This window comes from Streptomyces sp. NPDC054047 (genome assembly GCF_055585065.1).
Genome location: NZ_JBVJKV010000001.1, coordinates 1,121,173 through 1,134,468, shown reverse-complemented (window position 1 = coordinate 1,134,468; position 13,296 = coordinate 1,121,173). Strand labels below are relative to the sequence as shown.

Below are 13,296 nucleotides of genomic sequence, written 5' to 3'. Positions count from 1 at the left end.
TCCGCAGAAGCGTGATCAGCCCACTGTCCCGGACTTCCCACGTCGCGTCGATCACGCCTTCGTGGAGCTCATATCAATTCAATGGCTGGGGATTTCAATATGCAGAGCACTTCTGAATCGGCCCGTTTCGACGGCAAGGTCGCCCTCATCACCGGCGGCGCCACCGGCATGGGATTCGCGACCGCCAGGCTCCTTCTCGACGAGGGCGCGAAGGTGGTCATCACCGGGCGCAGCGAGGACCGCCTCAAGGGCGCCGCCGAGCGTCTCGACGCGGGTGACCGGCTGCTCGCGCTGCCCGCCGACGTCTCCAGGCCGGCCGACCTCGACCGGCTCATGGACGAGGTGCGCGAGCGCTTCGAGCGGATCGACGTGGTGTTCGCCAACGCCGGGATCGGCGTCTTCAAGCGGATCGAGGAGTTCACCGAGGAGGACTTCGACAGCGTGGTGGACGCCAACTTCAAGGGCGTCTTCTTCACCGTCAAGCACGCGCTCCCGCTGCTCACCGACGGCGGCTCGATCGTCATCAACGCGTCGTGGACCCACCACAAGGGCCTGGCCATCGGCTCGCTGTACGCTGCCGCCAAGGCCGCCGCGGCCAACCTGGCCAAGACCCTCGCCAGCGACCTCTCCGACCGCGGCATCAGGGTCAACGCCATCAGCCCCGGCTACATCGACACCGACATGTTCCGCGAGTCCGTCCCCACCGAGGAGGCCCGCGAGGCGAGCCGCCAGGACGTGGTGCTCAAGCGGATCGGCACCCCCGAGGAGGTCGCGTCCGCCGTCGCGTTTCTCGCTTCTGACGCCGCTTCCTACGTCAACGGAGTCGACCTGCTGGTAGACGGCGGCGTCGCCAACTCCATCCCCGCCTGACCGCCCGTCATCCCCGAACTCATCTACTACACAAGGGTTGTGGAATGCGTCGCAGCATAGAGACCTCCGTGAGCATCGACGCGCCGTTCGACGTGGTGTGGGACGTCGTCGTCGATTTCGACCGGTACCGCGACTGGAACCCCTTCATCATCGAGGCGCGCGGCAAGGCCGAGGTGGGCCAGGAACTGAGCCTGCGGATGCAGCGCCCCAAGAAGTCCGAGGAAGAGGTCCACAAGCCCACGGTCACCGTGGTCGAGAAGAACCGCCAGCTCCAGTGGTCCGGCATCATCCGGCACCCCAACGTCTTCCGGGCGCGGCACGAGTTCCTGCTCGAGAAGGGCGAGAACGGCGGGGTTCTCCTGCGTCAGCGGGAGGACTTCGGCGGCCTGACCATGCCCTTCGCCGGCGGCATGGTGTGGCGGATCGAAGAGGGCTTCATGCTCATGAACGCGGCACTCAAGGTGCGCGCCGAATCGATCGCGTAAAGCACACGCAGGCAGTTCACAGCGGCACGCGGACGGCCGTCGGCCGACGAGCCGCGGCATGCGACTAAGGAGCGCACACGTTGTCTTCCCGTTCAGGTGGGCGAAGCCGGGGGCCCAGCCCCCAAGTGACAATGATCGCAGTGTTGTTGACCCTGCTGATCCTGCCGACCTCCGTGACCGGCTCGGGTGTGGCGCTGCCGCACATCGGCCTGGACACGGACGCATCCCTTGATGCCCTGCAATGGGTCGTGCACGCCTACAACTTGACCTTCGCCAGCTTCATGCTGGCCTGCGGAGCCCTGGCCGACCTGCTCGGCAGGCGCCGCGTGTTCGCCATCGGTGCCGTGCTGTTCACCGTGGCATCGCTCGTCAGCGCGCTGGCGACCGACATCTACGTGCTCGACCTGGCGCGCGCGGTGGCCGGAATCGGCGCCGCCGGGCTCCTCACCAGCGGCAGCTCCATCCTCGCCACGAGCTTCGAAGGCGCGGCCCGTACCCGGGTGTTCGCCGCCGTCGGTATCGCCACGGGCGCAGGACTCGCGCTGGGCGCCATGATCGCCGGTGTTCTCGCGGACACCCTCGGCTGGCGTTCCTTCTACGGGGCGCACGCCGCCCTGATGCTGCTCGTCCTGTTCGCCGTACCGTTCATGCAGGAGTCCCGCAGCGAGACCGCGGCCAAGGTCGACTGGCCGGGCACGGCCACGTTCGTCGGCAGCCTCTTCCTGCTCATGCTGGGCATGGTCGAGGGGCCGCAGTGGGGCTGGGCGAGCGCGGGCGTCCTCGGCTGCCTGGCCGGCGCCGTGCTCCTGATGGCCGTCTTCGTCGTGGTGGAGAAGCGGCAGACGCATCCGATGTTCGACCTCCAGCTGCTGCGCAACGCCAAGTTCATGGCGCTCTGCCTGATCCCCGTCGTCGTCACCTTCGCGTTCGTGATCCTGCTGCCGCTGCTGCCGAACTACCTGCTGGTCGCCAACAAGTCGACGAGCCAGGCCGCGGGCAGCACGATGCTCCTGATGACGCTGCCCATCCTGCCCACGCCGCTGCTCGCCGGGCGCCTGGTCAAGTGGGGCTGGTCGGCGCGTTCGGTCTTCGCGCTCAGCCTGGCCTGTCTGACCCTGGGCGTCGCCTGGCTCGCCGTCGTGCTCGAACCCGGCATCGGCCTCGGGGCGCTCGCGGGCCCGCTGATCCTCCTCGGCATCGGTCTGGGCCTCAACTTCGGCCTGGTCGACGGCGCGGTCCTGACGGTGGTGGCCCCCGAGGCGACCGGCACCGCCGCGGGGTTCCTCAACACCCTGCGCCTGGGCAGCGAGGCCGTTGCCATCGCCGCGGCCGGCTCGGCGCTCGTCAACCTCGTACAGAACTGGCTGAACGACGGCCTCGACAAGTTCCCCGCCTACAAGGGCGAGTCCGGTGAGCTGGCCAACAACGTCAACTCGGGCGACCTGACCGGCCCCTTGGAGAAGCTGCCCGCGGACGTACGTCCCAGCTTCTTCGACTTCGTGGCCGAGGGCTTCACGGACGCCTGGCAGGCCGTCCTCTGGGCGAGCGCCGTGATCTGCGCGCTCCTGTCGGTGGCCATCTACATGATGCTGGCCGAGCGCAAGCCGGAGGTGACGGTCGCCCGTGGCGGGCAGGAGCCCGCGCCGCAGCGCAGCGAGGCCACCGCGGACAGCGTCTCCTGAGGGTTCAAGATCCGCACGACCGTGCCCGATGGCAGACTGGCCCGCATGTTTGATTCGGCTGGATTGCTATCGGGCAAGGTCATATTGGTCACCGGGGCCAGCAGCGGCATCGGCGCGGCGGCCGCCGCGGTGTTCGCCCGCGAGGGCGCCGCGGTGGTCCTGACCGCTCGCCGCGAGGAGAAACTCGCCCAGAACGTGGCGGAGTTGACCGCCAAGGGCCTCAAGGCGTCGTACGTCGTGGCGGACATGACGCGCAGCGAGGACGCACAGCGGGCGGTCGACACCGCCGTGGAGCGCCACGGAACGCTGGACGGGGCCTTCAACAACGCGGGCACCGGCGGAAATCCGGAGCCGCTGCACACCATGGGCGACGACGTCTACGACCGCATCGTCGACACCAACGTCCGGGGCCTGTGGAACTGCCTGCGCCCGGAGATCGCCGCGATGCTGAACGGCGGCGGTGGCTCGATCGTGAACAACAGCAGCGTCGGCGGCCTGGTCGCCATCGCGACGGCGGCCCCCTACGTCGCCTCCAAGCACGCCGTCATCGGCTTCACGCGCGCCGCGGCCGAGGAGTACGCCCAGCAGGGAATCCGGGTGAACGCGGTGGCCCCCGGTTCGACGCGCAGCGAGATCACGGTGGACTGGTACGCCAGCAACCCCGGCCTGGAGGACGTGATCCACGCGGCGACGCCCCAGGGACGCACGGCGGCCCCCGAGGAAGTCGCCGAAGCGGCGGCCTGGCTCCTGAGCGACCGGGCGTCCTACGTGACGGGCACGGTGCTGCCGGTGGACGGCGGCTACGTGAACCGCTGAAGCCTGCGGGCCCCCGCTGCCCCCGCACACGCGCCTACGCCTGCACTCACCCACCCACGCGCTTACGCCCCCGCTCTCCACCCGACCACGCGCTTACGTCCCCGCTCTCCACCCGACCACGCGCTTACGCCACCGCTACGACGCCCTCGCTAGCGTGCCTCGCACCTGCCGGGCCCGCCGAGCGCACGGGCACCCACCGGCCACACGCCGCACCCACGCAAAAAGGCCCTCCCCGAGGGAGGGCCGAACAAGAAAAGCGCTGTGCGCCCCCGGCAGGACTCGAACCTGCGGCCAAGCGCTTAGAAGAGACTGGCCCGGTTCAAGGTGATCAGTGCGCTGACCTGCGGCGCAGTGCAGCGTCGCGTGGATGGGGCACTCGGCGCCACCGCGAATGCACCGGAAGCTACGACTCCGGGGCGCGGATCGCCTCCCGGACTCCTGGCCGGATAATGGGGAGCTCCGTGAGAAGCCTCTTCGTGGCGTCATGCAAGGTGCGACCTGCCCTATCGCGAGAGCCCTAGAACCAGTTCAGCCCGTCTTCAGCCGCCGAAGCATCCGCGATATCTGTGCAAAATCGACGCAGACGGGGATAATCTCATCCATGAAGAAGCTGCCGATCTCTTCGGATGAGTACCAGTGCACGTGGGTCGTAGACGGCGTGAACCTCACCGGGACGCTGGAACTAGCTGGCGATAGAGGACCTCAGGGGGATATTTTCAATATTCCCGGAGAATGGTGGACTTCCAATGTCACTCCCGAAAGCCCCGAGCCGCGTATCCACACTCCCACGACGGTAAATCATCCGGTACTTCGAGGGCGCTTGCGCACCAATCAGGAGGTGGTGCTCATTGACGCTAGGATCGATTACATTTTCCCTGAACAAGCCCGTATCCGGGCAAGAGCGGCTCTTTGTGGCCTTGAAATTTCAGCAGAGTCCCAGGTGTTCGACTCGGTGGAATTTCAGGTCGGAGGCCTGACGGAATTCTCCGGCCGTAGGCCCCTCAAGGAAATCACCATCCCAAGTGCCCATGCTCCAGAGATGGAGTTTGGTGCAAAATGGGATAGCGAGGTAGACCAAAAATGGTGTGCCGGGATTGATGAGGAAATCTCGCTCAAATACGCGCCATATGTCAAGTTTGAGCGCGGCTATAGTTATTCCGTTTCGCCCTATCCCGTGATCACTGTGAAGGGTAGGGCGCGGTCGGCAGAGCAGTGGATGGCGGAATACGTTCGCCCTCTTGTTGAGCTCACGCAGTTCGCTACCACGCAAGCACAACCGATTTCATGGGTTCTGCTCAGGGTGCATGGCGAGCCACAGAAAACAGTTCAGATTTTTTCCCAGGAAATCTCCCAAGAGCCGTATTCGGCCAGTCGCCCGTACGCAGGTGGAATTACGACTCTGCTCCAGCTAGGGTCAAGTGGCGTCAGTCTTGCGCAGCTACTAAAAGACTGGCAAGGCATGCAAGGGGAATACGACGTATTCTTCGAGTACCTTACAGTTTCGCTCCGCACCGATCGGAGTTGGAAATCGCGGTATCTGTCGGTAATTCCCTCACTCGAAAGCTATCATTCCGTCAAGCATGGTGAAGGTCCGATGAGTCGTACAGACTTCAAGGAGCAGCGAAAGGGGGTACTTAGGCGGCTTAAAGCGACGGAGGGAGTGGACCGTGATGACGTGAAATGGCTCGATGACTGGCTCAACGGCCTTGGGACCTATGATTTGCACGATCGGCTACGCCAGCTGTTTGCAGACCTTCCAGAGGAACTAAGGCAACGTATTACGCCGCATATTTCTCCCTTGCCGGAATTTCTGAATGGGATCATCCCTCAAAATCCGCGAGATGTATGGCAAATTATGGGAAGGGTCCGCAATAATCTCGCCCACGGAGGAGAGCGTCCCACGCCAGATCAGTTGATTAGGCTGACTCGTCTTGCACACACCATGGCAGTAGGTTTAGCGCTCCAATCCCTCAATCTGCCAGGAGATCCGCTACTCGAGTCAATCGATCGTGGCGACTGGCATGTCCTCTAGCCCATGGCTGGTAGAGGACATGCCGACTTATGCGAACGTCACCTGTTCCAGGCATTCGCTAGGGGACGGGCTAGCACTCGGTGTGGCGCCTAGCGGTTGGTCCACCAGTAGGCCGCGACAAGTAGAACGCCGCTTCCTCCCGCCCTCACTGTCGTGCGGATCGCCTCATCGGTCGCAGCTTCAAGAAGCCCGCGTAACCGATGCCGAGACGCGGGGCCCCTGGGCGTCAGGAGCGGAGGCCGCCTCGCCGTGGACCTGTGGCCGGCTGGCGTCCCCTGCTGGGCGGTTCGTACGCCGACAGGGGAGCGATCTGTCCTTCTGCCGCAACGGCAGCTGAGCATCGGTGTCACCTCCATGTACGGCCCAGAGGGATCCGGGCCTCAGAACCATTGAAGGAGGGGCAGCGGTGTTTACCGGATAATGTTCGCGGGGTTCTATCCTCTGGCCATGCCTCGTGGAGTCACCAGTCAGGCGGACGGACACCTCATCGCGGCCCTGGCTAGACGTGGTTATGAAGTAAGTCCGTACCAATTGGAACGATGGCGACAATCAGGGCTTATGCCTAGAAATGTGCGCCAATCTGCAGGACGCGGTCGGGGATCCACTTCACTCCTGCCACCTACGGCGGAGCTGTGTGCGAGCACGATCGCCCGCTATTCATGGCAGGGGTCGCATACTTATAGGTGCATTGAGCAGAACTTCTACTCAGGGCTTCAGTGGACTTGGGACAGTTCTCATTTGATTTCTGGGCGAGTAATTCTCACGTGCGCGCTCAGGGCGATGAATAGTCGATTAAAAGAAGTTATCGACCCTGACGACGCCTATTGGAATGCCGCTCGGGAGGCGAACGTCTCTGGAACTCATCGACTCGCTGTCGATCACATTTCATGGGCGAACCTGGGAGTTCGGAGAAGCTTTACGCCTAGCGGTGATCCTCGACTTCTGAACTCTGCGTACCAGCACTTTCTCGCTGCTTGCGACTCGGGGATTGATCAGATTGGGGTAGAAATACTGGGAGAAGCGTTCGTCGACCTAGGCTGGTCAAGCAGTGATGATGTGGATCGAGTGGTGTCATACTTCCGAGGCAGTAGGCAAAGTGTCCGAGAGGTAGCTCACAGAATTCTGCATGCTGATTTCGGGGTGTTTTATAAAGAGGCTTGCGCTGCCGCCATCTTGTCGGTGATGTGGGCGAATGATGGAAAATATTTAACGTCAGGGCGGCGTCGCGTCCCGGTATGGGTTACGCAAAGGAACTTGCGAGATAGTAACCTTGGATGGCTGCTAAAAATACCGGCTGGGTTTGGTGAGCCCGTGGATATTCATCACGCCATGATGGTCAATGAGGAATTCAGAGAAGAGGTTCGGCGGTATTTTGAGCCTCCCTATTCGCTGACCTAGCGGAGAGTGCGCGGGAGGCTGAATCGCTTCACGGTGTGGTCAGGGTTCTACGGACCTTCTCGGAATTGAAACATGAGATTCAATTCGAGAAACGGCCTCAGCTTCGAGTGTGTTGAACTCTCTTTCCTTGGCATTTTTTCGCTGAAGGGAACGAATGGCCTCTGTCATTGCGGTGCCAACGGGGAGGAGAGTGATGAAACCAAGACCCGCTGTAAGGGCTAATTGGCAAAACCTAGCCGTGGAAGGGTCCGGACCGCTTATTTTTCCCGGTCCCCCTGTCTCGGACAGCCAGCTCAGGGACTCGATCGTGCAGAGGGCCATGGCTAATCCTAGGCAAACCCATACCAGGTAGAGAAGAGTCATGGGCAGCGCACGCCAGCTCTGCTTGTCTATATCTGCCCAGTCTCGGCGCACCCGAGCTAGGCCCGCTGCATCGTCGACGGCCGCTATAGCAATTTGAGCCTCCGTAATTCGGGCATCTCGTGCATCGCGCAAAGCCCACACGCGCTTCAACGCTTGATGAACTTCGACGGTACCGATCGCCCAGATCACAGGTGCTACTGCCGCGACCGTTGTTGCGTAGGGTTCGGACATATCCATCTCACCATTCTGGGCTGTCAGTTGTCGCTATACGCCGCGATCAGCGGAATCCGACTCGAAGACTTGAAATGCCCCCACAGTTCGGGCGGAGGTGTCGGAGGCGTCAGCGTGATGTGCCGTTTTGCCCCTCGCTTGCGAGGGGCCCGTTCAACGGTCAAGGGGCTCGGCGCGCGAGTCGCCGCATGCGAAGCTGGAGGTGGTCATCTTTCATGAAAGAGCCGCCACCGAAGCTGATGAAGGGGAGGGCTACGTGCCGCAGGCCAGTCCGCGAGGTACGTACTTGCAGATCTCGGAGTCTCTGCGACAGCAGATCGAGAAGGGCAAGATCAGCGATGCGCTTCCTTCCGAAGCGGAGCTGATGCGCACCTTCGGCGTGGGCCGCTCCACGATCGGCCGTGCGCTCAAGATGCTGAAGGCCGACGGTGTCATCGAGTCCGTTCAGGGCGCGGGCTGGTTCGTGACGGGGACTGGTGACCGTCGACCGCTCGTTGAGAAGGTGACAGACCTCCTGCGTCGCGAGGGGGCCGAAGTGGGCGATCTCTTCCCCTCCGAAAAAGAGTTGTGCGACGAGTTCGGGGTGTCCCGTACAGCAGTGCGTTCCGCTCTCGCGTTGCTGGAAGGGCGGGGCCTAATCGAGATGGGCCCGAACCGCCGGCGGCAGGTTCGAGCTCTCCCGACGGGGCAGGAAGCCTCGTAGCCTTGGTCCCTATGGATCTCACTGAGCGCGCCTACGGCCTCGCCGAATCGCTGCTGTCCGAACCGTTGCCGAGACGCTGGTCGCACTCCCTTGGAGTCGCTGAGCGGGCGCGTTCCCTTCAGCCGATCCTGGGTGACGACGCAGCCCTGATGGAGTCCGCGGCAGTCCTCCACGACATCGGCTACTCGCCGCGGATCGCCTCCACCGGCTTCCATCCGCTCGATGGTGCCCGATTCCTCCGTGACCAGGAAGGCGTGGATGAGCGAGTCGTCTGCCTTGTGGCGCACCACTCGTGCGCTCTGCTGGAGGCGGAGGAGCGAGGGCTCCGTGAGGAGCTGGAGGGCGAGTTCGAGCTGGAGCGCCCCGCTCTGGTGGACGCGCTGATCTTCTGTGACATGACGACCACGCCGGACGGTGAACACACGACGTCCGACGCTCGGGTTGCTGAGATCGTAGGGCGCTACGGGCCAGACACCATCGTGGGTCGCTTCATCCAACGCGCTGCCCCGGAGATTCACGCCGCAGTGCATCGCGTGGAGGGACGTCTTTCGTCCGCGGAGCAGGCGAATCAGCCGATGTAGGGCGTGGTCCGTGAGTCGTCGAGACCGTGGGTGATTCGGAGTCGCATGGACGGGTGAATGTCCAACGTGTCAAGGTCCGCAGGGGAGACCCAGCGGACCTCTTTGGATTCGGAGCTGGTACGGAGACTGCCGCCGACAGGGCGAGCGTGGAAGCAAATTGAGAACTGCTGTCGAACTTCACCATCGTCGTAGGCGATGACGTGTTGTGGGTCGGTGTAGAGACCCACGATGTCCTCCACGACGACAGCAATTCCGGTCTCTTCGTCCACCTCGCGTACGACTGTATGCTCCACGCTCTCCCCGACGTCGTGGCCACCACCGGGAAGTGCCCACAGTCCGTTGTCGGTCTTGTGGATGAGCAGAACGTTTCCCTGCGCGTTGCGAACGACCGCAGTGACGGACGGTACGACCGAGTTGGCTGCGGGGGCATTCGGGTCACGGAAGTGGTCGGTACGACTCATGTTGTGTCGCCTTCGTGGTTGGTTGGCGAAGTGATCCGTCGTGCGGCTTCCCACACGCGTTCCACGCTCTCTGTATACGTGTCGAAGAGTTCGCCGCCGGGGATGCGCTGAAGGTGGAGTACGGGCGCCATGTAGGCGCCTACGCCGTAGACGTGCCCGTTTGCTAACAGCTGGTTGTCTGCCCGGTAGATGGAGTTGTAGAGAGTCGTGTCGTGGAGCCTGAACTCCACATTCGGAAGTCGGAAGAGCGGCGCGTAGTTCATGAGGGCGTTGCGGATTTTGCCTGCCATGGCTGCTCCGATGCCCTCATCCCCGCCGCGGACGGCGACGGCCGCGCTATCGGGGTCGCCGAGCATGAACCGCACGGGCACGCCGGCGGCCGATTTCTCTCGTACGAGCCGGTGAAACCGTGCGTCCTCGGTTAGCCAAAATCCCGAGTAGACCAGCACGTCGAAGTGCGTTGTCGCGTCGGCGTACAGCTTCGTCCAGGTGTCTGGCGGAACGACGGAGCGGTGAGGGTAGAGCTTCATCACCTCTGAGTCGCTGGAGGCGGTGACCTCCTCAGAGGTCCGCTCGTCGGGCCAGAGGTACGAGACTTCGCGCTGAAGCATCGAGGCGACCGCGTACTGAAATCGTCTGTAGGGCTTGCGGTTTGGCTCGGAGATCCAGCGGTCCACGGTCTTGGGGGATACCCCGATACGTGCCGCCACCTGCTCCAACTTGAGGCCACTCTCCACGATCGCCCCGCGGAGCCTCTCGTTCGCCATACGACCTCCCCCGTCTGGGACGTTCTGGGACGACTTCGACCCTAGCGAGTCGGATGCAAGTCGTACATGCGCGGAGTCCAACGTCCGGCGCTTCGTTGCGAAGCTGGTCATGTCGCTGATCGAGGGCGGCAGTTCCGACATCGAGCAATCCGAAGGTTGACGACGCGGAACTGTTCTGTCACGGTAAGAGACATGTAGTACATGACTCGCATTGAGTGAGGCGTGGATGCACGACTGCTTGACCTGCGCCAACGCCCGGAGGGGTCCGTATCAGGCGGGTTGCCTCGAAGGAAGCGAATGCGGCTTGTGAACTGAACAGCGTGCCAAGTCGACGGGGTGAGAGTCCCCGTCCCCGTGACGACCGGGTGATGGTCGTCCGGCGGCCCCTTTGCGGCAGGTGATCGTGTCCTGTCCCGCGTGTCAGCCCTGGAGAACGCCCCTCGGGATCATCCCTCCATCACTGGAGGTCAGCCCCTGGTGTGCCACCTGATGCGCGCCGCCCTGCTGGCGTCAGAGCAGTGACGATGACGCGCCCGACCCTCGCGGCTCGGAACCGCTCTCCGCGGCAACGGAGCGCAGTGAAGCCGCACCGCAACTGCTCATCGCCCTGGCCGGGTTCGACTCCCGGTCGGGGCTCTGTGGCCGTCGCGATGACGGCCGTGCCGCCGTGACGGCGGCTTTCCTTCCAACGGCGGGCGCCCCGGAGCGGCTACTCCGGGGCGCTGTTCGGGCCGTTGCCTACTACCAGGGAGACACGACCCATGAAGCACATCGTGACTGTTCAGGACGCCGTTACTGCGTTCGCTCCGTTCTTGGAGCCCACGGCCGCGGAGCTGGACGCCATCGAGGATGAGGCGCCGCTGATCGCCGCGGAGCTGGAGTTGCTGGACGTGCAGATCGCCCTGTTGGACCGGCCGGCCACGCCGCTGGATGAGCGCCGGTTGCGCCGTGCGGCGAACAGGGTGCTGGCAATTCGGGTGGACGTCGCCAACCGCGGCACCGCCGTCCCTGAGGGTGATGCCGCATGATCCGCATCGTCACCCAGACCCGCATCGAGCAGCTTGTGAGGGGCGAGGCTGCGGCGGACGAACGCGCCCGCCAGGTCACCGCAGCGGCGAACGAGGCCTTCGGCCGGCATGTCCGGGAGCTGTACGCCGTCACCGACCGCGCGGAGCGGGCCGAGAGCGCCACGGCCGAGGTAAGCGAGCTCCTGGTCCACACGCTGGACGAGCTGGCCGCCGCGCAGGAGGAACTCCTCCTGCGGGACATCGAGATCCGCTGCCTGCGGGAAGAGCTGGACGGCGAGCCGCTGGAAGGGCAGACACTCACGGTGCTGCTCCACTACGGCGAGCCGCACACCATCTACCGCTCGCGCGAGGAAGCCAAGGGCGACACCGCCACGCACGGGCTGACCGCAGACCACTGGGTGCCCTGCGATGAACGCCGTGCCTCCGAGTGCGAGTGGCGGGTTGAGGCGTTCATCTACGACGCCACCTCGCACGGGTTCCGCCGGGCGTTCGCGCCCGCCCCGGAGCCGGTCGGAGGCGCGGCATGAACAGTGTTCAGACCCGTTCAGCAGAGAAGGCCCTGTCCGGCGGTACGTGGTTGATCGTGTGCGGGGCGATGCTCTACTCCATCCTCACCGTCACGCCGCTGATGGCCGCTCACACGGCCGACCGCTGGGACTGGACGGCCCCGATCCTGCCGCTCGTCGTCGATGCCGCGGTGGTGATCGTGGTCAAGCTCGATGACGTGCTGGCCCGCCTGGGCGGGCACGGCGGACGCTGGCCCATCGTGCTGCGCTGGATGACCGGCCTCATGACGCTCGCCCTGAACACCGCCGACTCCGCCCTGAAGAAGGACCTGGTCGGCGTGGCCGTCCACGCAGTGGCCCCGCTTCTACTGATCGTCACAGCGGAGACCAGCCTCGCCTACCGCCGGGCCATCGCCACCGCCGTGGCCGTACTGGAGGCCAGGGCGAAAGCCGAGCGCGCGCAGCGCGAGCAGGCGGCCCGCGAGCGGGCCGAACGAATCCGTCAGGAGGCACGCGAGGAGCGCGAGCACGCCGCGCAGGTGGCCCGTGAACAGCGCGAGCACGAAGCCTGCCTCGCCCGCGAACAGTCCGAACGGGATGCCGCCCGGCGCCGCGAGGAGCGGGAGGAGCGGGAGCGGGCGGCGGCTGCTGAGCGGGAGATCCGTGAACGCCGTGAACGCGAGCGTGAACACCGTGAACACGAACGCGCACGGCTTGAACGCCAGGCCCGTGAGCAGGTGGCGGCCGAGCAGCGCGAGCGCGCGGAGATAGCGGCCCGTGAACAGCGCGAGCAGCGTGAGCGGTTGGCCCGTGAACGCGACGCGCTGCTGAAGCGCGGGCCCGCGCAGGGCAAGCTGCCCGAGGATGAGGCCCGGCGGATTGTCGCGGCCGCGTTCGGCGCGGGGTTGTCGGTGCGGTCGGCTGCGGAGCTGTGCGGCTGGTCGGTGGGCTGGGTGTCCTCCCGCTACGCCGATCACCGCGACCCCAGCAGCAGCGGGGCTGAACTCGCCATCGCGAGCAACTGATGGCCTCCCTTCCCGTCTACCGCTGGCGGCTGGCTCCGGACGGTTACGCCACCGTGCGGCAACTGCGCGCGCTGGGGCTGCGGCCCGGCGGGCAGGACGTCGCCGCGCAGCTCGAACGGCCCCGGCGTCGGCGGGGTCCGCTGGTGGCCTACCTGTACCGCATCGACCGTGCCCGGCCGGTGCGGCCGATGACGCCGGCGCGGTGGGCGGCGCTGGCCAAGGCCAACGCCGCCCGCCGCCTCTGCCCGCAGTGCGGGCGCGATGCCGGCTACGTCATCCCCACCTCGCTGGGCATGTGCGGCCCCTGCGCCGCCCCCGACGAACAGTGCGCCGCCTGACCCGCACAGC

Annotated in this window: 14 protein-coding genes; 11 read left to right on the top strand and 3 right to left on the bottom strand. The window is 64.8% G+C overall.

The window, feature by feature from the left end; genetic code table 11:
• The first annotated feature begins 99 nt into the window (after positions 1–99).
• The 5 genes from ACZ6ZP_RS05120 (at position 100) to ACZ6ZP_RS05100 (ending at position 5,885) form a co-directional block, all read left to right on the top strand.
• Entirely contained in the window at positions 100–870 is a 771-nt protein-coding gene (locus ACZ6ZP_RS05120) for an SDR family NAD(P)-dependent oxidoreductase (RefSeq protein ID WP_351164569.1), read from the top strand.
• Between the two features lie 44 nt (positions 871–914).
• On the top strand, positions 915–1,355 hold the full coding sequence (locus ACZ6ZP_RS05115) for an SRPBCC domain-containing protein (RefSeq protein ID WP_366462011.1): 441 nt from the start codon (positions 915–917) through the stop codon (positions 1,353–1,355).
• A gap of 140 nt (positions 1,356–1,495) precedes the next feature.
• Complete coding sequence (locus ACZ6ZP_RS05110) at positions 1,496–3,037, top strand: MFS transporter (RefSeq protein WP_351164567.1); 1,542 nt, start codon at positions 1,496–1,498, stop codon at positions 3,035–3,037.
• 45 nt (positions 3,038–3,082) lie between these two features.
• Entirely contained in the window at positions 3,083–3,853 is a 771-nt protein-coding gene (locus ACZ6ZP_RS05105; RefSeq protein ID WP_351164566.1) for an SDR family NAD(P)-dependent oxidoreductase, read from the top strand.
• A gap of 601 nt (positions 3,854–4,454) precedes the next feature.
• Entirely contained in the window at positions 4,455–5,885 is a 1,431-nt protein-coding gene (locus ACZ6ZP_RS05100; protein WP_469405573.1) for an ApeA N-terminal domain 1-containing protein, read from the top strand.
• 1,437 nt (positions 5,886–7,322) lie between these two features.
• On the opposite strand, the gene ACZ6ZP_RS05095 is transcribed toward ACZ6ZP_RS05100, so the two are convergent.
• Positions 7,323–7,883: a hypothetical protein gene (locus ACZ6ZP_RS05095; protein ID WP_469405572.1), complete on the bottom strand. Its 561-nt coding sequence runs from the start codon at positions 7,881–7,883 to the stop codon at positions 7,323–7,325.
• A gap of 250 nt (positions 7,884–8,133) precedes the next feature.
• On the opposite strand from ACZ6ZP_RS05095, the gene ACZ6ZP_RS05090 reads away from it, so the two are divergent.
• Positions 8,134–8,580 (top strand): GntR family transcriptional regulator, encoded by a 447-nt coding sequence (locus ACZ6ZP_RS05090; protein WP_469405805.1) that lies wholly within the window; start codon positions 8,134–8,136, stop codon positions 8,578–8,580.
• A gap of 11 nt (positions 8,581–8,591) precedes the next feature.
• Positions 8,592–9,161 carry an HD domain-containing protein gene (locus ACZ6ZP_RS05085; RefSeq protein ID WP_469405571.1) on the top strand — a complete coding sequence of 190 codons (570 nt, stop codon included), beginning with the start codon at positions 8,592–8,594 and terminating at the stop codon, positions 9,159–9,161.
• On the opposite strand, the gene ACZ6ZP_RS05080 is transcribed toward ACZ6ZP_RS05085, so the two are convergent.
• The gene (locus ACZ6ZP_RS05080; protein WP_469405570.1) at positions 9,149–9,622 is read right to left on the bottom strand and encodes an NUDIX hydrolase; all 474 of its coding nucleotides are present in this window, start codon (positions 9,620–9,622) and stop codon (positions 9,149–9,151) included. The genes ACZ6ZP_RS05085 and ACZ6ZP_RS05080 overlap by 13 nt on opposite strands.
• Positions 9,619–10,389: a helix-turn-helix domain-containing protein gene (locus ACZ6ZP_RS05075; RefSeq protein ID WP_469405568.1), complete on the bottom strand. Its 771-nt coding sequence runs from the start codon at positions 10,387–10,389 to the stop codon at positions 9,619–9,621. Before ACZ6ZP_RS05075 ends, ACZ6ZP_RS05080 begins: the two co-directional genes overlap by 4 nt.
• Before the next feature lie 761 nt (positions 10,390–11,150).
• On the opposite strand from ACZ6ZP_RS05075, the gene ACZ6ZP_RS05070 reads away from it, so the two are divergent.
• The 4 genes from ACZ6ZP_RS05070 to ACZ6ZP_RS05055 are packed head-to-tail and all read left to right on the top strand — an operon-like array spanning position 11,151 to position 13,286.
• Positions 11,151–11,417 carry a DUF6284 family protein gene (locus tag ACZ6ZP_RS05070; protein WP_469405567.1) on the top strand — a complete coding sequence of 89 codons (267 nt, stop codon included), beginning with the start codon at positions 11,151–11,153 and terminating at the stop codon, positions 11,415–11,417.
• Positions 11,414–11,944: a hypothetical protein gene (locus ACZ6ZP_RS05065; protein ID WP_469405565.1), complete on the top strand. Its 531-nt coding sequence runs from the start codon at positions 11,414–11,416 to the stop codon at positions 11,942–11,944. Before ACZ6ZP_RS05070 ends, ACZ6ZP_RS05065 begins: the two co-directional genes overlap by 4 nt.
• Complete coding sequence (locus ACZ6ZP_RS05060; protein WP_469405564.1) at positions 11,941–12,948, top strand: DUF2637 domain-containing protein; 1,008 nt, start codon at positions 11,941–11,943, stop codon at positions 12,946–12,948. The genes ACZ6ZP_RS05065 and ACZ6ZP_RS05060 overlap by 4 nt, the downstream gene beginning before the upstream one ends.
• Positions 12,948–13,286: an RRQRL motif-containing zinc-binding protein gene (locus ACZ6ZP_RS05055; RefSeq protein ID WP_469405563.1), complete on the top strand. Its 339-nt coding sequence runs from the start codon at positions 12,948–12,950 to the stop codon at positions 13,284–13,286. Before ACZ6ZP_RS05060 ends, ACZ6ZP_RS05055 begins: the two co-directional genes overlap by 1 nt.
• The last annotated feature ends 10 nt before the right edge of the window (positions 13,287–13,296 follow it).